The organism is Bacillus haynesii (assembly GCF_001969855.1).
GTDB classification, from domain to species: Bacteria; Bacillota; Bacilli; order Bacillales; family Bacillaceae; genus Bacillus; species Bacillus haynesii.
Genome location: NZ_MRBL01000007.1, coordinates 207,257 through 229,409, shown reverse-complemented (window position 1 = coordinate 229,409; position 22,153 = coordinate 207,257). Strand labels below are relative to the sequence as shown.

Below are 22,153 nucleotides of genomic sequence, written 5' to 3'. Positions count from 1 at the left end.
ATCAGCCGCACAGTAAGATGTGCATCTGATCAGCGTCCGCAGGCTTTCCGTCTTGGACTAATATTCAAGTTGTAGAGCTATAGCTTAAAGCCGATTTCAAATTCGACCCTTGCGAGGTCTCCCTTTCTCGTTTCAATGACGGTTTTGCCGTGCTCAGGCGCCTCGGCCTGCCATGCCGTGCCGTTCATGCCGTCAAGTACGATCACCGTCACCTTTCCTTTTTTGATGCGGCTTGCAACCGTCGTATCGTGGATATCTGTTAACTTTGCCGGATGGTTCATCTTTTTTCCTCCTCTTCAAATTCCGCTTTTGCGACGACTTTTTCTAAAATGCTCATCAATTGATTCTCAACTGAATCACCGGGAGCGTGCCGTTTTCGCTTCAAATAGGCAAGCGTGAGCTTCACTGCGGTCAAAAGTTCGGGAGCCGCAGCGATTAAGCGGGCATTTTTTTCCTTGGAATATGCGCTGTAGTCGGCGACTTTGGCAATCACCCGCCCGTTGGAATAAGGAAATCGCTTCTTTTCGGCTTTGCTGTATGCTGAATAAATGTACAGATCGGTATTTGTTCTGACGACGCGCCATGGTGATGGGCTGTACGCCTCACTTTCGTTCTTCACGTATGTCTTCCTCACTTTCCGTCTTCTTCATGCCATCGTTTCATTTGTGCATCTCTTTTTGCCGCTGTCCAGATGATGAGAATCATAGCTTTTAAACATTTAAGCACCTTGTTTCACCCTTGTTGTCATTTTTGCAATCAGCGCTTCCAGATGTTTGATCACATCCGTCAAATCACCGCTTTCAGCGCGGCAGTTCGGACAAGCGCGGAAAATCGTTCCGATCCTTGCGTCCTGATGGACTGATTTTCTCCCATTACATAGCGGACACATCAAACCATCCCCTCCAGTCTATGATTGATGCCGAAAGAGCTCCCGTTCAGGACGACGAGAAAGTCCTGGCACATTTCGACCAGCCTCGTTCCGAGCGCTTCGTCTATGCCGACAATTTCTTCAACGGTTAGCTCGCTGGACAGCATGATCGGCTTATGGTTCAAATACCTGTAATTGACGACGGCATATGTCTGTTCGATCTGCCATTCCGTCGCCCGCGGCCTGCCTCCCACCGGCTTAAACAGATCATCGAGGAACAGCACATCGACTTGCTTCATTCGGTTCAGCTTATCCTCAAGCAACGAGAAGTCCTGCTTTAAATCATTGAATCCTTCGACAAACGGAAAATACAGGACGGGTACGAAAAGCTTCCTCATCAGCTCATTGGCGGCGGCCGTCAGCAAATGAGTCTTCCCTGAACCGGGTTGTCCCAAGAGTGCGATGCTGTTTCTGCGTCTTTCCTGAATGTCCCGGTAGGCTTGTACATACTCAACAGCGCATTCATACGCCTCTTTTACAGATTGGTGCTTTCCTTCCGTCTTGAATTGAGCAAAGTTTAAGTTTTTAAATTGTTCGGTGATTTCGCTCGACTTCAACAGCTTTTGCGCTTTGCGCCATTCGCGGCAGGCGCATGATACCCATACTTCCATCGTTCCGCGCCGTTCGATAAACCCGAGTTCATCTTTGCACTTCGGACAGTCATACCGTTTTGCGGCGGAGTCTTCCGGTTTGTCCCCCTGTGATAGACGGCTCCTGTTTCTCAGTTCGTCCATAACCTCTTCGATTGTTCTTTTGGGCATTGTTCTCCCTCCTGACAGTTGTTTTCGCTTCCGCTTCGGCCAGCCGGCCGATGATATATTTTTCACAGTAGCTGAAGACTTTGATCGTTTCATGGCGGCTTCGGCGCCGCGTCTCATACTCCTCAAAGCATTGTTCAAGCCATTTGATTGTTTGCGGAAGAGACACTCCGCGGGCGACAATCCGGGCGATGGCCTGGTAGTCTTTTGATGAGGGATGGACAGGCTTTCCTTCCTGTAAAGACCTGAGAGCGGCAAATCGTTCTGCTATTGTTTTTATGGAACTCATATTATGTTTTGTGTTAATTTGTGTGATATCTTTATTAGATTGGACAAGCTTGTCCGCACGGCCAGTCTCTTCTGTCCGATCAGGCAGTTCTGTTCGGACATGGCTGGCGCAGGCAAATTTTTTTGAATGTCTGACTGACAAAATCATTCCGTAAGGCGCTCTTGTGACTGCAATGTAGCCGTTTCGTTCGAGAAGAGCGAGCCACCTTCTGATCGTTTTTTCGTTGACGCCGAATTGAAGAGCCAGTTCTGCTGCTTTCAGCGGCTTGTTGCCGAGCACGATGCCCCATGTCATCCCATCGCGTTCGATTTCCTTTGTTGTTGAACTGATGCACCATAAAAACAGCCAAATGGCATGGCCTATTTTCTCGTAGTGCACAGGTGTTAAAAGCCCTGAGTAAACCGAAAAGGGATAGCTTTGATTCAGCTGACGGGACATTCATCTTCCCCCTTCCTTCTGCCTTTTGCTGTTCAGCCTGAGGTACCGTTCGTATTGGCCTTTATGATCGAATTGGAATACAGGCTTTCCGTCTTTCGTAAAAGCGATGAATCCCCCGGCTTCGCCGAGCCGCCATTGATCAAACCGGTCTGAGCTGTAGGAAATCACAATTTTACCCATGCTGCCTCCTTTTGGATATCCGGCGATTCCGCCGGGTCTTCGCATTTGCTCTCTGTCGGCTTCCTTTGGATAGCCGTGCGTTCGAATGTGTGTGACCATCGGATGTTCAAGATTCATGACATCGCCTTCTTTCATACAGAGCTCCATTGATACAATATGTATCCACACAAACCTGAAAAAGATCGGGAAACAGCAATCGATCAGGCACTGAATAAAGCGTTTCGAATTTCAACATCGTTTCTCTGCCGGGATTGCGTGTTCCCCTTTCGATTTTGCGAACATAAATCTCGGAGAGTCCAAGTCTTTCCGACACTTGCTTCTGTGTCCATCCCCTCTTAGAGCGCTCTTCGATCAATCGTTTTCGCACATGTTCTCACTCCCCATTTTTGATACAATACGTATCTGATGGTTTGATTATATACGATACACTTCTTATCATCAACACTTTTTTGATACTTTTTTTATCATTTGTTTATTTCGATACATTTTGTATCTATAATAGAGATAAACATGCCGAATTGAGGAAGAGAGGTCATTCTATGTTAGGCGGCAGACTGAAGAGCTTGAGAGGAAAACGGACACAGGAAGAAGTGGCAAAGCAGATCGGTGTATCGCGGGCACGCTACTCCCATTACGAAAACGGAAGAAGCGAGCCGGACTATGAAACATTAAAAAAACTCGCCGATTACTATAAAGTGACGATAGACTATCTGTTGACAGGAACGGAAAAGAAAAAAACGATTGAAGACGAAATCGCAGATCCGGATCTGCAAATTGCATACCGCGACATGCAGGAATTTTCCCCCGAAAGCAGACAGCAGGCCATCGAGTTCATTCAATACTTAAAAGAAAAAGAGAAGAAACGGAAGCCCGAAGATAAACAAAACGGATAAATAAGGAATTTTTATTAAACATGACCTGGTGAGCGCCGATTTAATAGATAAGACGATAAAAAAGGGAAAGATTTGCTAAAGAGGCTGCTCATCGTATATGATAGATTTGCATGAAATCATGACAGCCCCTTTGACGGGCTTTTCTTTCCCGCTAAAAACAGAACATTCGTTCGAAAGGGTGTCTCGTATTGAAGTTTTATTTATCTCACCTAGAAGAATACGTAAAAAATATGTACCAAAAGTTTGGTTTTTTTGAACCCCACCAGATTGATATGAATCGCATAGCCGCTCATTTTAACATTTGGATTCACTATGAAAATGTCAACAGCATGATGATTAAGCATGACGGCATGTACAGCATCATTCTCAACAGCAGCCTTTCAAAGGAAAAGCAGTGGGAGGATTTTGCCCATGAGCTGTGCCACGTATTAAAGCACGCGGGAAACCAGCTTTACATGAATCAGATGTTCAGGGAGCTGCAGGAGTTCCAGGCCAATCAATTTATGTACCATTTTTGCGTCCCTACTTTTATGCTTTTAAAAATGGATTTTCCTCAGCTGCGATGCCAAGCCGCTAAAATGATCGCCGACCTCTTTAAAGTCACGGAATCGTTCGCTGTCAAGCGGATCGAGCTCTTTGAAAAGCGGCAAGCCGGGATCCAGTTTCATGAGGCGTGGATGGCAAGCCTTTCCCAAGAGAGCGAATCAGCGAATGCAGTCCGTCTTGAAGAAGAAGACGAACTTGCACGCTACCGGCGGGAAAGCCGCCGCCCGTACGCAGCAGCAAGCGGCCTCGGCAAAATGGTCGCGGCAGAAAGCCGGCCGGCTTATATGCTGAGAAAATAAAAAACAGCCGGCTCAGCTGCCGGCTGCACTCGGCCCATACGAGATGCAGGCTCCTTCCTTCAAAGCTTTGACATAGCGGGAAAACACCTCATTTTGAGACGTTCGCCTGCCCTTTAATGTGAATTGCTCAAACATCGCCTTCCGCTGGGCGGTGCTGATTTCAAATTGCACGCTTAAACCGGTTTGGCAGCGATTGTTGATGCTTGCAGAGTTTGTACCTGAAAGATATCCCTTTTCAGCCGCCAGCTCCGCAGAAAATCCGTGCTTCTCCAATGTCTCCGCAAACATCAAGGCGCGCCTTCGATCTGTCCCCCCGATGAGCGTATGTCGGCGGGAAGGCTCGTCATATCCGTGAAACGCCAGTATGTATCGATGTCCTGCAGCCATTCGCACGGCAAGCGGGCAGTCAAAATGGGCGCTTGTCACATGAAGACTCTTATTGCCGCGCCTTTTCAATCCTTCCAATAAATAAACCGAAAAACCCTCTTCAAAAGCCCTGACAATTTCACTGATGCCGGGCTCGATTCCGCCACCGTGGGGAGCCATCACAAGCAGAGCGCTCCCTGCATCCCGCGCAGCCACCGAATAATCGGTTCCTTCTATTTCGTTTTCTGCCATCTCTGTAAAGCTGCCGTATTGGTCAGTTAAAGCCTGCTTCATCTTTCGATTTTTGCACCTGCCTGTCCTGTTTTTATGTAGTGTACCGGGAGTTGCAGCGGTTGTAAATATGTTGGCTTCTAGGAAAATGAAATCTCTTTTAAATAGGTATATAAACCTAAATCGAAAGATTCATTTTCTTGGATATACAGGATGTATTCACCAATCCCCTTCCGTAAAGTGGTAAACTCTAATATGATTGCAACTTTAGTATTAGAGGAGAATGCCATGAAGACTCTGGACGTTCAGTCGCTGCACAAAGCGATTGATCATACGCTTGAACAATTAAAGCAACAATCAGAAGAAATCGTCAACCTCAAAAAAAGCGTGGAGGGTATCACATCGCTTAATGACGCCTTAAAAGGAAAAGGCGGCGACGCAATACGGAATTTTTATAAAGAGTGTCACACACCATTCCTTCAATTTTACGAAACTTTTATCGAAGAATACCAATCAGCACTGAAGAAAATCAAAAGTGCATTGAATTCCCTGGAGCCACAACACAATGGATATATTTCGCAAACCTTCCTCGATAATGAGCTGGAACAAGGAGTGAAAGATGCCGATCGCACCACGAAGCGTTTGGTTTCTAAAACGAATGCTACGATCTCTAAAGTCAGCCATATAGTCGATTTGCCGGAATTAGATGATAGTAACTTTCACGAGAATTATTCGAAAGCTTTAAAAGAAATCAATCAGACAATTGAAAAATTACATACATTCGACAGGGAGCAGACGAACACCCTCAAAACCGCTGAAAACGACTTAGAAACAATGCAAAGATACATTGCAAGGCTTAAAAAAATGTACACAGGCCCTAAAATTGAAATCACTGGCTATCAGAAAGGTTCTATTTTAAAACCGGATATAATGGATACCTTGAGTGGAAACCAGGATACAGCGATGGGCGTTATGTTGGATAAGCTGGATAAGAGATCAAAACTCGAAAAGGAAGTTAGCGAAGCTAACAAACAGGTTAATAAAATCTCTCACCTAAAGGAGAAGCTCGAAAATGTCATTGATCCTGATGAATTTGTTGAGATTGCAAAAGAGATTGGAATTGAAAATCTGACAGAAAAGCAGCAATATTACTATTTTTACACTATAAATAGAAAACGAAAACAAAGTGGTATCATGGGGCGTATCAAGCAGGGCATTGAAGAAGGAATAGAAGATGTGGCCGTCGATACAGTGACAGGAATACGAGATACCATAACCAATCCAAAAGAGACGCTAGAGGGCATTACCTACACAGTCACTCACCCTGTAGAAACATTTGAAATCCTAAAGAAAGATATCGAGGACTCCTTCGTGAGGGACGTCATCAATGGTGATGCAGAAAGCAGGGCGAGATGGTTTACTTACGCTACTGGAATGGTTGCGTCATCCATTGTCGGAACGAAAGGTGCAGACAAAGTTAGCAAATTGGCTAGGGCAGGCAAGGTGGGAAAAGCCGCATCTAAGGTAAAGAATGTCTCTAAAAAGACAGCTAGCAAGGGCATAGAGAGTGCGAAAAAGGCAGGTAAGAAAGCAGCTGATAAAGTTGTCAGGGATTTTAAAGATATTAAAAATCTCCTTCCGAAAATCCAAATCGCTTCCCCTCAACTAGCTTTAGCCAATGCTGGCAAAGTTCCGTTCAATACTATAGATGGATCTCGATTGAAAGATAAATTAATTCAACAAACCAAAAAGATTTCTGATCAAGCAAGACATCGAATGGCCAGCATCCTTGCGGGTGGTTCCTCCAAAACGAAAACAGACATTAAAGTAGACTCAAAAACCATACATAAAGTGAAATATGGTGACCATTTCACAAGAGTGAAAAGAAGAAAGGTGTTAAAACCGAACATTGAGTATACAACGCCTGTAGGCTATACTTATAAAACTGATCATAAAGGACGTATTACAAATGTCAGCGGCAAACTGAATTTGGGAGCAGCAAAGAGAAACAAATACGCTCAAAGAATTGCCGGCCGTGAGGACCGATTAAAAACCGATGAAGGCGGCCATCTCATTGCAAGTATATTCGAAGGATCTGGAAAGCTTGACAACCTTGTGCCGATGGATGGTAACTTAAATAAAGGAGAATGGAAAAAGCTTGAGAACATGTGGGCTAAACATCTCGACAAAGGAAGAACAGTTGAGGTTAAAATACAGCCAGTTTATAAAGGGAATTCCCAAAGACCGGCAAGCTTTGAGATAGAATATAAAATCGGAAAACGCGAATGGGAAGTTGTGAAATTTGATAATAAGCCTGGAGGTAGGTAGCCAATGGATGAAAATAAATTAAACACGATATATCAAGAAATTGCAGAGACAGTTGTTGAGACTATACCAGAGGAATGGTCAAAAGTTTTGATTTATGGAGAAATTCTTGAAGATGTGCAAAAAGGATTCTTTTATTATTATCCTGAAGGAAATGATTCACCGGTATATTGTCATAATATCCCTGAATTTTTCAGTATTGAAAAAGAAGACTATCGGAATCTTTGGAGACAATTAATCAATAACTTAGAAAAGCTATGGTACGAATTTAAGAATAGTGATCAAAAGACTTGGACGAGTCTCACTATGATCATTCAAAGTGATGGTGAATTTAATATCGATTACGACTATGAGGATTTATCAGATGCTGATGATTATGAAAGAAGAATTGTATGGGAACACAAATATTTAGGACTCTGGCCAGAAGATGAAGATGATAAGGAAGTTTTAGAGCAATACCTTGAATCTAATCAAGATGAAAATGAATAGACAATACAAATGAGATTCAAAAAAGTAGTTGAACCAAAATCGAAATCACCTGAGGCAAGAAAATGATTCTTCGGGTAAACATGTCGGTTTAAGAACAAGCAAATACGAAATATGATTAACAAAGTGAGGTTGCCTGCTGGCAGCCTTTTTTATTTGGGATCCTATCCTCTTTGCAGCCCTTATGAAAACGCTCCAAATATGATATATGGTGATTAATTAGGTCTCGAAAAACACCTTAGGAATTTTTCAGAACACTTTCTTCACTCCCCCCACTCACACAAACTTTAACCCCAAAATCTCATTAATAACTCACAACCGGATATTTTTCTGATATCATGAATATACACTGCATGATTAGGAATGAATGTTTAATGATTAAAAAAACTCTCGGTACCATGTTCGCAGTGACAATGATCTTTCTTTTGATCCTCACTGTGTTTACGCTCTTATTCGGGTCTTATTATTTCGGCGTTGCCGGCTTTTTCGCGATTTTCGGCGTTACATACGAATCACCCTGGTCGCTCTTCTGGTATATCCTTTTATCCTTTGGCCTCGGCGCGCTATTTGAAATCCCGGAAAAGATTCTGAGCTTTATGATCGGTCATAAAGCCGTGACCTTTATGATCGAATGTTTTTTTACGTGGCTTGCCATCCATCTCGCTGATGAATTGATGGACAGCATCACCATCCCGCTGGATGTCGAAATCATCGCCTGTCTGTTTTTATTCGTCATTCATCTGGCATTTGAAGACAACAAAGAAAGAAACCGGACATACGAGGATTGAGAAACATTTCCTGCGAAGGGAGAACAGAACTGTGACGTTTATCATTTTACTGGCCGGCTTGTTTCTTTTGATTCAACTCAAAAGACGTTCCGCAGAAAAATGTTCGGCTATGTTTTTTTAGCCTTTTATTTAACGGTGCTCGGACTTGATACCATCAATTCCACTTTTGTTCACCTCATCTCTGACAGCCTTTTGTCGATCTTGGCAGTGATTGCTGTGGCGCCGTTGCTTGCCGGCTTTCTTAAGCCTTCAGCGGATTCCCGGTGAACCGAATATGGACAAATCGTCCTTTTTTTAAAACAGGCCTTCAAAAAAGGTCTTTTTTTTCGTTAAAATTATATAGACCGATCAGTATAAAATCATAAGGGAATGATAGAATGGCAGAAAAAATGAGCAGCCGCGACAAAGTATTGCGGGCAGCTTCACGATTGTTCCGCAAACAAGGCTACCATGCCACAGGTCTGAGCCAAATCACGGCCGAAAGCGGAGCGCCGCGGGGATCGCTTTATTATTATTTTCCCGGCGGCAAAGAAGAACTGGCGCAAGAGGCGATTCAATTAACCGGGGAAAGAATCAAAGCGTATATATTGTCAGCGATCAGCCGTGAAGTTGATCCTGTCAAGGCGTTTCAATCTTATATCCAGATGATGGCTGACGGAATCGAGCAATACATCATGGAAGAAAACGATGATATTCCGATCGTATCCGTCGCCGCAGAAACGTGGTCGTTCAGCGAAAGGCTCCGCCAAACGTGTGAACAGGTTTATCAAGACTGGCAGCTTGTCTATCAGGATAAACTGCTCCAGTCAGGCTACGCGCCGGAAACGGCCGAGACACTGAGCGTTGCGATACAAGCGATGATTGAGGGTGCGTATGTGCTCTCAGTGACGAAAAAAAACGGTCGGCCCCTCAGTGCAGCCGCCGAACAAATTCCTTTTTTACTAAAACGATCATAAAGGGTGGGAAATGCAAATGGAACAAGCTAAAAAAGGCTCCTTCATGATTATCGCAATCTTAATCGTCGGAAATTTTCTCGCTCTGATTAATGAGACGGTCATGAATGTGGCTTTGCCGAAGATTATCGACGATTTCGGCATTTCAGCAAACACAGCGCAGTGGCTGTCAACCGGATATATGCTCATGATCGGCATCGCCGTGCCGATTACCGCGTTTTTAATGCAGCGCTTTACGACAAGGCAGCTGTTTCTGTCTGCGATGACGTTATTTACAGCGGGAACCTTTCTGGCCGGAATCGCTCCGGTCTTCCCGCTCGTTCTCGCCGGACGGATCATTCAGGGCTCAGGTACAGGTTTGATACTGCCGCTTGTGATGAATGTGATATTGACTTTGATTCCGCCGCAAAAACGCGGAACGATGACCGGAATCCTCACGCTCGTTATTTTATTTGCCCCGGCGATCGGTCCGGTCATCTCAGGCTATATTGTCGAGCATTATTCATGGCGGGTTGTTTTCTTCATGATGCTGCCAGTATCGGTCTTCATGATTTTTTACGCGGCGTTCCGCTTGAAAAATGTAACCGAACTGACGTATCCGAAAATTGACATATTATCAATTCTTTTATCGACTGTCGGGTTTGGCGGAATCGTTTTCGGCTTCAGCAACGCCGGGGAAGCAGCGGGCTGGAGCAGTCCGAAAGTCATCATCGGACTGGCGGCCGGTGTCATCGGATTAATATTGTTCGTCATGCGCCAGCTCAAATTGAAAGTGCCGATGCTTGATATGAGGCCGTTTCGTTCAAAAATATTTTCCGTCTCGGTTATCCTGATGTGGATCGTGATGATGCTTCAGTTTTCGATGATGCTGATTTTGCCGCTTTACTTCCAGATGGCGCTTGAGCTGTCACCGCTTTATACAGGCATTCTTATGCTGCCGGGCGGCCTTGTCCTGGCAATGACATCTCTAGTTGCAGGACGCCTGTTTGATAAGCTTGGCTTTAAACCGCTGTTGATCACCGGATTGATCATTGTGATTGCCGTCCTTTCGCTATTTACGAATATTTCAAGCGATACGCCGATGGCGGTCGGAATGATGCTGTACGCCGGCTTCACACTCGGCGTCGGATTGACGATGGCTCCGATTATGACGCTCGGTTTGAATCAGGTCCCAAAACCGCTGTACCCGCATGGTTCGGCGATTATGAATACGGTCAATCAAGTGTCAGGGGCCATCGGTCCGGCATTGTACACGACGATCCTGACGACCGTTTCGAATCGCTTTATCGCGCATTCTTCCGGAGGCAGCCGTCAGGAGCTGCACATGCAAGGCATGACAGAAGGCGTTCATATGGTTTATTTCATAGCCATCGTCTTTGCAGCAGCTGCTCTTGTGATTTCGGTTTTTGTGAAAAGCAGACGCGAGGAACAGCATGCAGCATAAACATCGATCCATCAAAAAAATGCAGGAGGCATGAAACGCCTCCTGCATTTTTTGATATTAGTTTAAAATTTTGACCTTTACAGTTTTGACGCCCCAATTGAAAGCGTCTTTTTTATCTGGAATAAATACGTCTATTTTATGGCCTTTAATGGCGCCGCCGGTGTCTTCAGCCGTCGCTTCGCCATAGCCTTCCACATATACTTTCGTACCGAGCGGAATCACGCTTGGATCAACCGCGATCACTTTCGCATTGCGGTTCGCATTCAGGTCGACTCCCGTTTTGGTGATGCCTGAAATGCCCCCGTCATTCGCCGTATACGCAGTTGCTGTCACTGTGATTTCCTTTTGTACGTTGACAGGCTGATCATTTTGTTTTGGAGCGGACTCTTGTTTCACAGGCGCTGTTACAGCTGTTGCAGCTGCCGCTTCTCCGTTTATTGCAATCGTTTGCCCTGCAATAATCAAGTCTGACTTCAGATTGTTCCGTTTTTGAAGATCGCTTACAGTCACACCGAACTCTTTTGCGATTTTTGAGAGCGTGTCCCCTAGCTGAACGGTGTACTGCTTTTCTTCAGATTTTTCTTCTTGAGAAGAAATGTTCAGCTTTTGACCCGGTAAAATCAGATCTGATGAAAGCTGATTCCATTTTTTTAAGTCCTTGAGGTTCATTCCGTAGTTTTGAGAAATCCCCCAGAGCGTGTCTCCTTTTTGAACTTCGATTTCTTTTGCTGAGGCAGTCGCTCCGAATGCAGTCGCCGACATAGCTGCGGCTGCAGCCAAGGACATGATTGTCTTCTTCATAAGTTAAATCCTCCCTTGTTAGCCCTTTTGAAACTAACAGGGAAAATCGTAACACAGTAAAATGTCACCGCTATGACAGATTGATGCGAATTTCGTTACAGTTTTTTTACTGATAAAGTTTGATTTTATGTAAAATTCTGATTTTTAACAACATGATTCATTGATTTTTCAGTCGTCCTCTTTCCTGCTCTTGACGCAGGTTCAAGCTGGAATTCTTTTTCAGTATAAGATGTTTTTTCAACATGAAGGTTTTATGTTTATGAGAAGAGAAATTCGGGAAAACGAATCAATAGACGTAAATTATTTTCCTGAACACATAACCCCAGTCGCTTTTACGTCGTCATATATTAGAAAACAGCGGAGGAAAATTTTTCTCGCAAATCTCTTGTAATCTATCTGTAATTATTGTAACATTTGTAACATAAGAGATATATTTAAGGAGAGAGGAACATGAAAAAGTTAATCGTTTGTTTATTAGCTGTTTTACTCATCTTACCTGCCGGAGCATCTCTCGCAGTGAAAAATCAAACATCAGGGAATTTAACAAATAAGCAAGTCATGCAAATGACCTTGCAGGCACGGGAGCACTTTTGGAATACGATGAGCGGCCACAATCCAAAAGCGAAAAACTCAACTTGCCAATCCAAAACATTTGAATACCGCGGTCTTCCATATACGTATATGTGCAGTGAATTCAGCACAAAAGCAAAATTAACAGACTACTTGACACCGGTTTTCACAAAAGACGCCATTAAAAAAGGATTTGAAAAATACAACATTATGTCTTATAAAGGAAAAATGGCCGTTCCTGTCGGCGATGGGGACAACCTCTTAGGATGGGACAAGGCAAAAATCAAACTGATTTCACAAAAAAACAATACCCGCACCTATGAATTCTCCGTACCAGCATTGGATGGATCGGTGACTGCGAAAAGAAAGATCACGTTTGTGAAAGAAGACAACAAATGGAAAATCAATCAGCTCGATGCTGCCATCTAAACGAAAAAAGCTAATGTCTAAAAACGGACATTAGCTTTTTCCCGTCAAACGGTCAGCTCAACGATGTTGCCGTCAGGATCCAGAATGACGCTTTCATAATACCCGTCTCCCGTGACGCGCGGCTTTCCGGCAACTTGATATCCTTCCTTTTCAAAGCGGCTCGTCATCTCGTCAACCTCTTGCCGCGACCCTAAGGAAAACGCCATATGTGCATAGCCGGAAGCGTTTTCCTCTCCTTTTGCAAGGTCGGGACGTCTCATCAGCTCAAGCCGTGTTCCCGATTCAAACTGAATGAAATAGGATTCGAAATGCTTTTTCGGATTGACGTATTTTTCATTCGCCTTTCCGTGAAAAAACCGGGTATAAAAATCTTTCATTTCCTCTAAATTGTTCGTCCATATAGCGATGTGTTCGATTTTCATAAAATCTCCCTCCCATTTCATCATACCATATAGACCCTCTGCCTTTTTTTACACCTTTTTAAATTGATAAGTATTCATAAAAATCCCGATGCAGATCATGAATGCGCCGATCAGGATGCTGAATGTGACCGGTTCATGCAGCTGCAGCCAGCCGAATAAAAGGCCTAATACGGGAACAAACATTAAAGCCATCGATGCTTTTGACGCTTCGATTTGATTCAGTATCCAAAACCAAATGACGAACGTCAAAGCCGTAGAGAATAAACCGTTAAACAAAAGAGACAGGATCGCTTCATTTGACCAGTGAATCGGCCGGGATGGTTCCAGTATAAAAGAAAAGATTAATAACATCACCGCCCCTAAGAGAAGCTGCCATGCATTCATATGAATCATATCTGTATTTTTAAATTTCAGTTTGCTGTAAACATTGGCGATGCCCCAGCTGAGCGCTGCGATTAAAACACAAAGTTCTCCAAATATGACGTTTTGATCAACATGCAGAATCCCGCCCCCTAATATAAACAAAAGACCGAGCAAACCAGAAAATAAACCGAGCATTTTATACACATTGATTTTCTCGTTTAATTTAAAATGACTGATAACAGTAACAAAAATGGGCATGGTGTACACCAAAACAGACGTTTTTCCCGAATCGACAAACTGCATGCCGTAAGTTAATACCCCCATATAACCTAAACCCATCAATAAACTCATCACCAGATAATGCCTGATATTCTCCTTTCCTATTGAACGTTTCCTTCCTTTGATCAAGAGAATCGCAAACAAAGGAACTGCTCCAATAAACAGCCGCAGGGCCGAAAATAAAACAGGGGGAATGTCAGTGATTGCGATTTTCATCGTCACCCAGGTATATCCCCAAATAAGCGTTACTGAGATGATTCCAAAAAGTACTTTAAACATAACCGTCACCTTTCTTCTTTGTTTCATGTTCAGCATATGCTATATTGTCATATAACTGAAATACATTTTTATCATCGGGGGTATAACCAATTGGTTATGAATATGAACAGCCTTCACATCTTTGTGAAAGTCGCGGAGACACTAAATATGACAGAAGCCGCCAACGAACTGTATATTTCACAGCCGGCCGTGAGCAAAGCTATAAAAAGCATGGAAACGTCGCTCGGGGTCAAATTGTTGATTCGGGATAAACAAAACAAGATAAAGCTTACGGACGCGGGGAAGGAAATTGTCGTTCTGGCCAGACAGATGATCGTGATTGAAAACAAAATATACCAGGTAGCCGTTCAAGAAAATCATCTGCTCAGGGGGAAAATCAATGTTGGCTCGTTTCCTGCCGTCTCAGCGAGTATTTTGCCGCAGGCTATCGCCTCCTTCAAGTCAAAGTATCCGCTCGTACAAATCGAGCTGGTCGAAGGAACCTCCGACCAAATCAAGCAATGGGTCGAAACACGCCTGGTTGATTTAGGCATCGTCGCCTCTCCCTTTGACGGGTTCGAAAGTCAAGTATTGTTTCAAGACCGGATGGCGGCCGTCATTCCTGAGCAATATCATCACTTAAAAGACGCACCATTCATCGATCTGAAAAAACATCAAAATGAATTGATTTTTTGTAAAGGCGGGCACGAAATTGCCGTATCTCAAATCTTTCAAAAACATCGCCTCGAATTAAAAGAAAATCTGACTGTGCAAAACGCGGAAACATTGGTCAATATGGTCAATAACAACTTGGGGATCGGCTTGATTTCAAACTTTTCGCTTTCCTCCGTGTCCCATCAGTTGATCAAGAAAGACATCTCTCCTCAAATTATCCGCGAGGTCGGCCTGATTACACCCTCATTTGAAGAAGCGACACCTGCGGCTGCCGAGTTTATGAAAATGATCATCGAGTCGGAAACGGTCCGGTCATTTTCGTAAACAGAAAAACGCCTCAGCACCAATCAAAGGGCTGAGGCGTTTTTTCAAAAGATCATCAGTCATGAAAATTTGTTCCGTCCGTCGTTTCTTTAACAATTCCGGCGCGGATGACGAAATCTCCGAACCGTTCTCCTTCATTGCGTTCTTTCGCATAGCGCGGAAGAATGTCGCGAAGTTCTTTTAATATTTCTTCTTCACCGATGTTTTCCCGGTACATTTTGCTCAGACGGCTGCCGTCAAAAGCGGCGCCGAGGTACATGTTGTACTTGCCCGGAGCTTTTCCGATGAAGCCGATTTCGCCGAGCGCATGGCGGGCGCAGCCGTTCGGGCATCCTGTCATGCGGATCGTAATCTCTTCATTCTTCAAGCCGTTTTCTTCAATGATTTCATCAATTTTGTCAATCAGCTTCGGCAAATACCGTTCCGCTTCGGCCATCGCCAATCCGCACGTCGGCAGTGCGACGCATGCGATCGAGTTGCGGCGGAGCGCTGTATAATGCTTGCCGTCAGTCAAACCAAACTGTTCGATCAGTTCGCTGATCTTTTTCTTCTTTTGACTTGTGACATTGGCAATGATCAAGTTTTGGTTGGCTGTGAGGCGGATATCGCCGGTATGAACTTTGGCGATTTCCCTTAAGCCGGTCATCAGCTTGTAATCATCATAATCAGTGACACGGCCGCCCTCAACAAACATTGTAAAGTGCCATCTTCCTTTTACACCCTTGACCCAGCCGTAGCGGTCGCCGTTATGCTCGAAACGATACGGCTTTGCTTCAGCGAGGCTCCAGCCGAGGCGGTTTTCCAGTTCGTTTTTGACCGTTTCCAAGCCGAGGCGGTCAATCGTGTACTTGAAGCGGGCATTTTTGCGAACTGAGCGGTTTCCGTAGTCACGCTGGATCGTAATCGTTTTTTCGGCGACATCGTATAACTGGTCAGGCTTGCAGAAGCCAATGACTTTGGCAAGCTGCGGATACGTTGCTTTGTCCCCGTGGGTCATGCCCATGCCGCCGCCGATCGCGACGTTGAAGCCGATGAGCTTGTCATCCTCCACAATCGCGATAAAGCCAAGATCCTGGGAAAATACATCAATATCATTTGACGGCGGAACGGCGATGCCGATTTTGAATTTCCGCGGCAGATACAGAGGTCCGTACATCGGTTCGATTTCTTCCGCATCAGGCGTGCCGGCCACTTTTTCTTCATCAAGCCAAATTTCATGATATGCCCGTGTGCGCGGCAGGAGGTCATCACTCAGCTTTTTCGACCATTCATACACTTCTGTATGGATTTCTGATTGATACGGATTGGATACGCACATGACGTTCCGGTTAACATCGCCGCATGCTGCAATTGTATCCAGCATGGCTGAATGGATTGACTGTATCGTTTTTTTCATGTTCCATTTTAAAATGCCGTGCATCTGGAAGGTTTCCCGGGTTGTCAGCTTCAATGTGCCGTTTCCATATTTCCGGGCAAGCTCATCCATGACAAGCCACTGCTCAGGCGTTGCGACACCGCCCGGCATCCGGACGCGCAGCATGAACTGATACGCCGGCTCAAGCTTCTGCTTTTGACGCTCATTGCGGAGATCACGGTCATCCTGTAAATAGCTGCCGTGATGCTTCATCAGACGGTTGTCGTCATCGGAAATTCCGGCTGAAAGCGGCTCGAGCATCGATTCCTTCAGGGTGCCGCGCAAATAGTTACTTTCTTTCTTAATGCGTTCTACATCGCTCGGCGGGCCTTCAGGCGCTTTTAAAATTTCGTTCCCCATGTTGAAAAAGTCCCCTTTCAATCAAAATCAGTATACATCGCGCTGATAACGTTTTTGCTTTTTCATTTCTGCCAGGTAGGCTTCAGCTTCCTCACGGCTTTTGCCGCCTTCTTTTTCGATAATTTCAAGCAATGCGTTCTGAACATCTTTGGCCATGTTGTTCTTGTCGCCGCAAACGTAGAAAGCCGCTCCCTCTTCAAGCCACTCAAACAGTTCTTTGCTGTGCTCCAGCATGCGGTGCTGTACATATACTTTTTCTTCCGTATCCCGCGAGAACGCGACATCCATTTTTGTCAGCACGCCGTCACTCAGCCACTTTTGCCATTCTGTCTGATATAAGAAATCGGTGACGAAATGCTGATCGCCGAAGAACATCCACGATTTCCCAGGCGCTCCGGTTTCTTCGCGCTCCTGCATAAATGACCTAAACGGCGCAACGCCTGTGCCGGGACCGACCATGATAATCGGAGCCTCCGGATTCTCCGGCAGCTTAAAGTTTTTATTCGGCTGAATGAAAACAGGCAGCGTGTCGCCAGACTGAAGGCGTTCGGCACATAAAACCGAGCAGACCCCTTTTCGGTCTCTGCCGTGCGCATTGTAGCGGACAGCACCGATCGTCAAATGCACTTCATCCGGATTTGCAGCGAAGCTCGATGCGATCGAATAAAGACGCGGCGGCATTTTTCGAAGAATCGAAACAAATTCCTGCGGAGCTGCTGCGATCGGGCCGAAATCCCGAACAAAATCAATCAGGTCGCGGCCGGCGATATACGCTTTTAATTGATCCGCATTTTCCGGAGCGGCAAGCTCGCGCAGCTTTTCATTTTCAATGAGCTCTGCCGCCTGCTGAATGAATTTCTTTGTCAGCACCGTAATTTCAAAGTAGGAAGTCAACGCTTCTTTCAGTGAAAGGTTTTCCCCTTGATCAACAGTGATGGTAACATTCGGATCCCATTTCAACTCGGCCAGCAGCATATCGACGAGTTCCGGGTCATTTTCCGGAAAGATGCCGAGCGCGTCACCAGGTTCATAAGTCAAGCCTGAGCCTTCAAGCGATAATTCAAGGTGGCGCGTTTCTTTATTTGATCCGCGGCCGTTTAAATTCAAATTTTCCAGCACTTCCGCTCTGAACGGATTTTTTCTCGAATATACCGTTTCTCCTCCTGCGGCTTGCGGAGCTGCCGTTTGAGCAGGTGCTGAGCTTGCGCCCTGTTCCTGTCCTTCGTTTAAGCTTGAGATGACACCGTCAAGCCATGTTGCAGCCGGCTCATCATAATCGAGATCGCAATCGACGCGCGGATGGAGCCTTGTGCCCCCAAGCTCACCAAGCCGCTGATCGAACTCTTTTCCGGTCTGGCAGAAAAACTCATACGACGTGTCGCCAAGAGCCAGCACAGAATAACGAAGATCATCGAGCTTCGGAGCCCGTCTGCCATGGAGAAATTCATGGAATGACAGCGCGTTGTCCGGCGGATCCCCTTCACCGTGCGTGCTGACGACGATGAGAAGGTTTTTCAGTTTCTTCAATTGGTTCGGCTTAAAATCGCTCATTGCAGAGACGGTGACTTGAAATCCCCGTTCTGTAAGCTTCTTAGCCGCGTTTTCGGCAAGTCCCTGTGCATTTCCTGTCTGCGATCCGAATAAAATGGTCACTTCTTTGGAAACAGACTGAGCCGTGCTTGCAGCCGGAGCTTCCGCCGGCAATGTTTCAAGCGCCGCCGCGGCATCGGCGGTTTGCACAGCAGCCAGATAACCGCTCAGCCAGGCTTTTTGTGATGCCGTCAAAGTTGGCAGAAGGCGGTTGAGGAGCTCTGCCTGCTCCTGATTAAAAGGACTGTTCATTACCTGAAGTTGCAACGATATCCACCTCACTAAGGAATAAAAAAATCATGACTTGTTTTGAAACGGAAAAGGATTACATTCATCATATATCCACTATTCCTATAAATCAAATCGGTTTTATTGACGCAAAACATCTGTCGATCACGGCTTTTGCTGCTAAGAAATATTGTAAGCGCTCACTCATCACGTCCCCTTTGCCGCTCGGCGTCAGCCTGCTTCAAACCAAACATTCCTAAAAAAGATTCTAATTTAAAGTTTACTGGAATACTCAACATTAGTAAAATATATATTAATTATTACAGCTATTAAGATTTTTAATAAAGGAGAGATTCGTGTGCATTATGATGCGCTGAAGACATTCGTTACCCTTGCAGAAATTAAAAATTTTACGAAAACGGCCGAGCTTCTTCTTATGTCGCAGCCGAGCGTGAGCATGCACATTAAAAATCTTGAAAAAGAATTCCAGACGAAATTATTTGAACGCTCTCCGAAATATTTAAAAATCACACCGACCGGTGAAATTTTATACGATCGCGCCAAACAAATGATCACCATCTATGAACAAACGCGGCAGGACATTCTCGATCACCACAACTCGATCAAAGGCGAGCTGAAAATCGGCGCAAGCTTCACAATCGGCGAATATATTTTGCCATCGCTGTTGTTCGACCTTCAAAAAGAATATCCTGAGCTCGAACTCAAGGCCGTCATTGGAAATACGGAAGAAATCGTGCAATCCGTCCGCCTGTATAAAGTGGACATCGGCTTGATCGAAGGACAGACAAATGAAAAAGAGCTTTCTGTACATGCCTTTATGCAGGACGAATTGTTTATCACTGCTTCAAGCGATCACCCGCTTGCAACCAAACAGGACGTGACAATGGCCGATCTGCAAAATCAAACGTGGGTAACGCGCGAAGTCGGTTCAGGCACACGCGAATACTTAAACCATGTTATCCGTTCAAACGGTTTGAAAGTGAAGTCATTTCTGACGATCAGCAGCAACCAGGGGATTAAAGAAACGCTCATGACGGGCATCGGACTGTCTCTCCTGTCTGAAAGCGTCATTGAAAGAGACGTACAGCACGGAAATCTCTCCGTGATCCGGCTGAAAAATCAAACCTTTAACAGGACGCTTTCCTATATCTATTCACCCGTCATGCAGGACAAGAAAAATGTGAAAACCTTCATTAACGCTTTGAAGAAAAGAACGGCTTCAAAATGATGATCCGTTCTTCCTGCCGCTTCACGAAATGTTTGCTTTCGTTTGTCCAATGTGTGAATCATCATTGGAAGCGATTGACTAGCGGTCGATGATCCCATATCCTGGAACCATCACATAGGAAAAGAGATGATGGTTATGAAGTGGTTAGGTAAAAGTTTAGTTGCTTCATCATTACTGGCGGGAATGCTTGCTGTTTCAGGAAGTCCCATGCATGTACAAGCCCAGGAACTCTCTAAAACTGAAAATCTCTCTTCTCACGCATTTGTACAAGGAACCATCTCCCCTCAGGCGATCGTCATTAACAGGCCGATGAAAGTCGGACAGGAAGATCAATACGTCGGCATTTCGAACGTCTCCTACAGCGGCAGCGCCATCACCGTCAGAATCACCTCAGACCGCGTGTACGTAAAAGCCGTCAGCCCAGGCAAAGCGACATTTTCGTATCTTAATTCATTGGGACAGCTTGTCATCAACAATATTACGGTCACCCGATAGCACCTCATCCGCGGAAGGAAACTGCTTCCGCGGATTTATCACAACCTCCGATAAGCCACTCTTCTCCGCCGAACACGTTGCCCTCTCTTCCTCAGCTTTATTCACACAAACATTTCCCCCTGACCTTTTACTTGAAGGGTCCCAGCGGCTTACACGATGATGACGAGAATTTCTTATTGGACTATGTACAGCTGCAGATAGATACATGGCTGCACATCAAACGTTCAATCTCTTCCATCCTCTGTAGCACCGTGTTTCTATTTAAAAAAAGCCGCGGTTAAAGGCGGCTTTTTTTAAAAATTAATTGTCTATATCCCGATCATCGGTTCTTCAGTTTTGCTTTCTTGCTGCACACGGAAAAACTCTTCCAATTCCTCCAGAGTGCGACCATTGGTTTCCGGCATATATTTATACACAAAACCGATTCCGCATAACCCCATCGCAACGAAAACAAAAAATGTATTAGCTAAGCCGGCGGAGCTCAGCAGGATCGGAAAAGCAAAGCCGATGATGAAGTTCGCCATCCACAAGAAGAACACGCTGATACCGGAGCCGAGGCCTCTCAGCCTTTGCGGAAAGATTTCCGCAATCACAAGCCAAGTGACAGGACCGACACACCCTTGCATAAAGGCGAGAAATATGACGGTCAAAGAAAGAACGATATACGGGAGAGCCGCAGAACCGTCAAACGCCATTGAAAAAATCGCAATCAGCAGCAGAGATGTTGTTGTGCCCGCCAAACCTATCATCAGCATCGGCCGGCGGTTTACCTTGCCAACGAGCCAAATGCCGACAATAACGGCAATCACGGAGATGAGGCCGTTTGCAATATTGGCAACTAGCGCCGCTTTTGTGCCAAACCCTGATTTCTGAAGTATTTGAGTTCCATAATACATAATAGAGTTGACACCTGTAATCTGATTGACGACAGCAACGCCGATTCCGATCAGCAAAATCCGCCGCAGCCAAGGTGCGGAAAAGTCTTTAATCGATGCCTTTTCAAGCTCTGAATCTTTTTCGGCAGCCGCTTCAATCTCTATAAATTCGGCTTCCGCCCGCTTTTCATCACGTATTCGTTTCAGAACGCGCAGGGCCTCATCTTTTTTCCCTTTCGAAGTCAGCCACCGGGGGCTCTCCGGAACAATCAGCATGCTTAAAAATAAAATGAGAGCCGGAACTGCGCAAATGATCAGCATATAACGCCAGACATGTCCCGTATCCGCCATGGCCACTCCTAAAATCGCATTAAAAACATAGGCTAATAATTGACCGCCGACAATCATCAACTCATTCTGTGTCACCATTCGCCCCCTTTTCTCATGCGGGGCCATTTCTGCCAAAAAAGCCGGCACCATAGACGACGCACCGCCGACCGCCAGACCCAGCAAAAACCGAAAAACAACCATTGTCACGACATTGGGAGCAAACGCGGTGCCGAGTGATGACACTAAGAATAAAAATGATAGATTTAAAATCATCTTACGGCGTCCATAACGGTCAGCCAATTTGCCTCCCAGTAATGCGCCGATTGCCGCCCCGAACAAAAGCATACTTGTCACCAGGCCTTCTGTAACCGGGGTCAAATTCAGCTGGTCTGTTCTTGACATAAAAGGCAAAGCTCCGTTTATCACACCAGTGTCATATCCAAAGAGAAGCCCACCAAAAGTCGCGGAAATCATGATAATTTGTAAATAAGCCTTATGATTTCCCGGCTTCTTTGTATTTTGAATGTTCACGTATGTTCCTCCCTGGCAAATGCATTTTTACATCCA

The 22,153-nt window shown here is 45.2% G+C and carries 26 protein-coding genes; 12 read left to right on the top strand and 14 right to left on the bottom strand.

Going from position 1 to position 22,153, the window contains the following annotated elements; all coding sequences use genetic code 11:
- Positions 1-77: 77 nt before the first annotated feature.
- The 7 genes from BTA31_RS08050 to BTA31_RS08025 all read right to left on the bottom strand — a co-directional run bounded on the left by BTA31_RS08050 (position 78) and on the right by BTA31_RS08025 (position 2,960).
- On the bottom strand, positions 78-281 hold the full coding sequence (locus BTA31_RS08050; RefSeq protein WP_043929206.1) for an XtrA/YqaO family protein: 204 nt from the start codon (positions 279-281) through the stop codon (positions 78-80).
- Positions 278-619 carry a hypothetical protein gene (locus BTA31_RS08045; RefSeq protein ID WP_076790634.1) on the bottom strand — a complete coding sequence of 114 codons (342 nt, stop codon included), beginning with the start codon at positions 617-619 and terminating at the stop codon, positions 278-280. The genes BTA31_RS08050 and BTA31_RS08045 overlap by 4 nt, the downstream gene beginning before the upstream one ends.
- Positions 620-718: 99 nt before the next feature.
- Positions 719-889, bottom strand: a complete 171-nt coding sequence (locus BTA31_RS22995) for a hypothetical protein (RefSeq protein ID WP_165569740.1) — start codon at positions 887-889, stop codon at positions 719-721.
- Positions 889-1,689, bottom strand: coding sequence for an ATP-binding protein (locus BTA31_RS08040; RefSeq protein WP_076790632.1), 801 nt, complete (start codon positions 1,687-1,689; stop codon positions 889-891). Before BTA31_RS08040 ends, BTA31_RS22995 begins: the two co-directional genes overlap by 1 nt.
- Positions 1,589-2,413, bottom strand: coding sequence for a helix-turn-helix domain-containing protein (locus BTA31_RS08035; RefSeq protein ID WP_076790630.1), 825 nt, complete (start codon positions 2,411-2,413; stop codon positions 1,589-1,591). Before BTA31_RS08035 ends, BTA31_RS08040 begins: the two co-directional genes overlap by 101 nt.
- Positions 2,414-2,710 (bottom strand): hypothetical protein, encoded by a 297-nt coding sequence (locus BTA31_RS08030; protein ID WP_076790627.1) that lies wholly within the window; start codon positions 2,708-2,710, stop codon positions 2,414-2,416.
- On the bottom strand, positions 2,700-2,960 hold the full coding sequence (locus BTA31_RS08025) for a helix-turn-helix transcriptional regulator (RefSeq protein ID WP_076790625.1): 261 nt from the start codon (positions 2,958-2,960) through the stop codon (positions 2,700-2,702). The genes BTA31_RS08030 and BTA31_RS08025 overlap by 11 nt, the downstream gene beginning before the upstream one ends.
- A gap of 172 nt (positions 2,961-3,132) precedes the next feature.
- On the opposite strand from BTA31_RS08025, the gene xre reads away from it, so the two are divergent.
- Positions 3,133-3,486, top strand: coding sequence for an HTH-type transcriptional regulator Xre (gene xre, locus BTA31_RS08020; protein WP_076790623.1), 354 nt, complete (start codon positions 3,133-3,135; stop codon positions 3,484-3,486).
- Positions 3,487-3,674: 188 nt separating this feature from the next.
- Complete coding sequence (locus BTA31_RS08015) at positions 3,675-4,331, top strand: ImmA/IrrE family metallo-endopeptidase (protein ID WP_043925693.1); 657 nt, start codon at positions 3,675-3,677, stop codon at positions 4,329-4,331.
- A gap of 12 nt (positions 4,332-4,343) precedes the next feature.
- On the opposite strand, the gene BTA31_RS08010 is transcribed toward BTA31_RS08015, so the two are convergent.
- Positions 4,344-4,991: a poly-gamma-glutamate hydrolase family protein gene (locus BTA31_RS08010; protein ID WP_076790621.1), complete on the bottom strand. Its 648-nt coding sequence runs from the start codon at positions 4,989-4,991 to the stop codon at positions 4,344-4,346.
- Between the two features lie 225 nt (positions 4,992-5,216).
- On the opposite strand from BTA31_RS08010, the gene BTA31_RS08005 reads away from it, so the two are divergent.
- The 5 genes from BTA31_RS08005 to BTA31_RS07980 all read left to right on the top strand — a co-directional run bounded on the left by BTA31_RS08005 (position 5,217) and on the right by BTA31_RS07980 (position 10,924).
- The gene (locus BTA31_RS08005) at positions 5,217-7,256 is read left to right on the top strand and encodes a T7SS effector LXG polymorphic toxin (RefSeq protein ID WP_076790620.1); all 2,040 of its coding nucleotides are present in this window, start codon (positions 5,217-5,219) and stop codon (positions 7,254-7,256) included.
- 3 nt (positions 7,257-7,259) lie between these two features.
- Positions 7,260-7,742, top strand: coding sequence for an immunity protein YezG family protein (locus BTA31_RS08000; RefSeq protein ID WP_076790618.1), 483 nt, complete (start codon positions 7,260-7,262; stop codon positions 7,740-7,742).
- A gap of 371 nt (positions 7,743-8,113) precedes the next feature.
- Positions 8,114-8,527 (top strand): regulatory YrvL family protein, encoded by a 414-nt coding sequence (locus BTA31_RS07995; protein ID WP_043925690.1) that lies wholly within the window; start codon positions 8,114-8,116, stop codon positions 8,525-8,527.
- Between the two features lie 377 nt (positions 8,528-8,904).
- Entirely contained in the window at positions 8,905-9,483 is a 579-nt protein-coding gene (locus BTA31_RS07985) for a TetR/AcrR family transcriptional regulator (protein WP_076790616.1), read from the top strand.
- A gap of 16 nt (positions 9,484-9,499) precedes the next feature.
- Positions 9,500-10,924 (top strand): DHA2 family efflux MFS transporter permease subunit, encoded by a 1,425-nt coding sequence (locus tag BTA31_RS07980; RefSeq protein WP_076790613.1) that lies wholly within the window; start codon positions 9,500-9,502, stop codon positions 10,922-10,924.
- Positions 10,925-10,981: 57 nt separating this feature from the next.
- On the opposite strand, the gene BTA31_RS07975 is transcribed toward BTA31_RS07980, so the two are convergent.
- Positions 10,982-11,725, bottom strand: a complete 744-nt coding sequence (locus tag BTA31_RS07975) for a LysM peptidoglycan-binding and 3D domain-containing protein (protein WP_076790611.1) — start codon at positions 11,723-11,725, stop codon at positions 10,982-10,984.
- Between the two features lie 450 nt (positions 11,726-12,175).
- On the opposite strand from BTA31_RS07975, the gene BTA31_RS07970 reads away from it, so the two are divergent.
- Positions 12,176-12,724 (top strand): IseA DL-endopeptidase inhibitor family protein, encoded by a 549-nt coding sequence (locus BTA31_RS07970; protein WP_076790608.1) that lies wholly within the window; start codon positions 12,176-12,178, stop codon positions 12,722-12,724.
- A gap of 44 nt (positions 12,725-12,768) precedes the next feature.
- Here the strand turns inward: BTA31_RS07970 and BTA31_RS07965 are convergent, their stop codons facing one another.
- Positions 12,769-13,146, bottom strand: coding sequence for a VOC family protein (locus BTA31_RS07965; protein ID WP_023856701.1), 378 nt, complete (start codon positions 13,144-13,146; stop codon positions 12,769-12,771).
- A 48-nt stretch (positions 13,147-13,194) separates the two neighbouring features.
- Positions 13,195-14,067 carry a DMT family transporter gene (locus BTA31_RS07960; RefSeq protein WP_076790605.1) on the bottom strand — a complete coding sequence of 291 codons (873 nt, stop codon included), beginning with the start codon at positions 14,065-14,067 and terminating at the stop codon, positions 13,195-13,197.
- A gap of 90 nt (positions 14,068-14,157) precedes the next feature.
- Here BTA31_RS07960 and BTA31_RS07955 point away from each other — a divergent pair, with 90 nt between their 5' ends.
- A complete protein-coding gene (locus BTA31_RS07955) occupies positions 14,158-15,045 on the top strand; it encodes a LysR family transcriptional regulator (RefSeq protein ID WP_076790603.1) in 888 nt (295 codons plus the stop codon).
- 55 nt (positions 15,046-15,100) lie between these two features.
- On the opposite strand, the gene cysI is transcribed toward BTA31_RS07955, so the two are convergent.
- Positions 15,101-16,819, bottom strand: coding sequence for an assimilatory sulfite reductase (NADPH) hemoprotein subunit (gene cysI, locus BTA31_RS07950; protein ID WP_076790600.1), 1,719 nt, complete (start codon positions 16,817-16,819; stop codon positions 15,101-15,103).
- 27 nt (positions 16,820-16,846) lie between these two features.
- Positions 16,847-18,676, bottom strand: coding sequence for an assimilatory sulfite reductase (NADPH) flavoprotein subunit (locus tag BTA31_RS07945; RefSeq protein ID WP_076790597.1), 1,830 nt, complete (start codon positions 18,674-18,676; stop codon positions 16,847-16,849).
- A 32-nt stretch (positions 18,677-18,708) separates the two neighbouring features.
- Between BTA31_RS07945 and BTA31_RS22845 the strand changes: the two genes are divergently transcribed.
- The 3 genes from BTA31_RS22845 to BTA31_RS07930 all read left to right on the top strand — a co-directional run bounded on the left by BTA31_RS22845 (position 18,709) and on the right by BTA31_RS07930 (position 20,381).
- The gene (locus BTA31_RS22845; protein WP_043925680.1) at positions 18,709-18,897 is read left to right on the top strand and encodes a hypothetical protein; all 189 of its coding nucleotides are present in this window, start codon (positions 18,709-18,711) and stop codon (positions 18,895-18,897) included.
- Positions 18,898-18,995: 98 nt separating this feature from the next.
- Positions 18,996-19,886 (top strand): LysR family transcriptional regulator, encoded by an 891-nt coding sequence (locus BTA31_RS07935; protein ID WP_076790595.1) that lies wholly within the window; start codon positions 18,996-18,998, stop codon positions 19,884-19,886.
- Between the two features lie 135 nt (positions 19,887-20,021).
- Positions 20,022-20,381 (top strand): hypothetical protein, encoded by a 360-nt coding sequence (locus tag BTA31_RS07930; protein ID WP_239693152.1) that lies wholly within the window; start codon positions 20,022-20,024, stop codon positions 20,379-20,381.
- Positions 20,382-20,689: 308 nt separating this feature from the next.
- Here the strand turns inward: BTA31_RS07930 and BTA31_RS07925 are convergent, their stop codons facing one another.
- Positions 20,690-22,111 carry a sugar porter family MFS transporter gene (locus BTA31_RS07925; protein ID WP_275667482.1) on the bottom strand — a complete coding sequence of 474 codons (1,422 nt, stop codon included), beginning with the start codon at positions 22,109-22,111 and terminating at the stop codon, positions 20,690-20,692.
- Between the last annotated feature and the right edge of the window lie 42 nt (positions 22,112-22,153).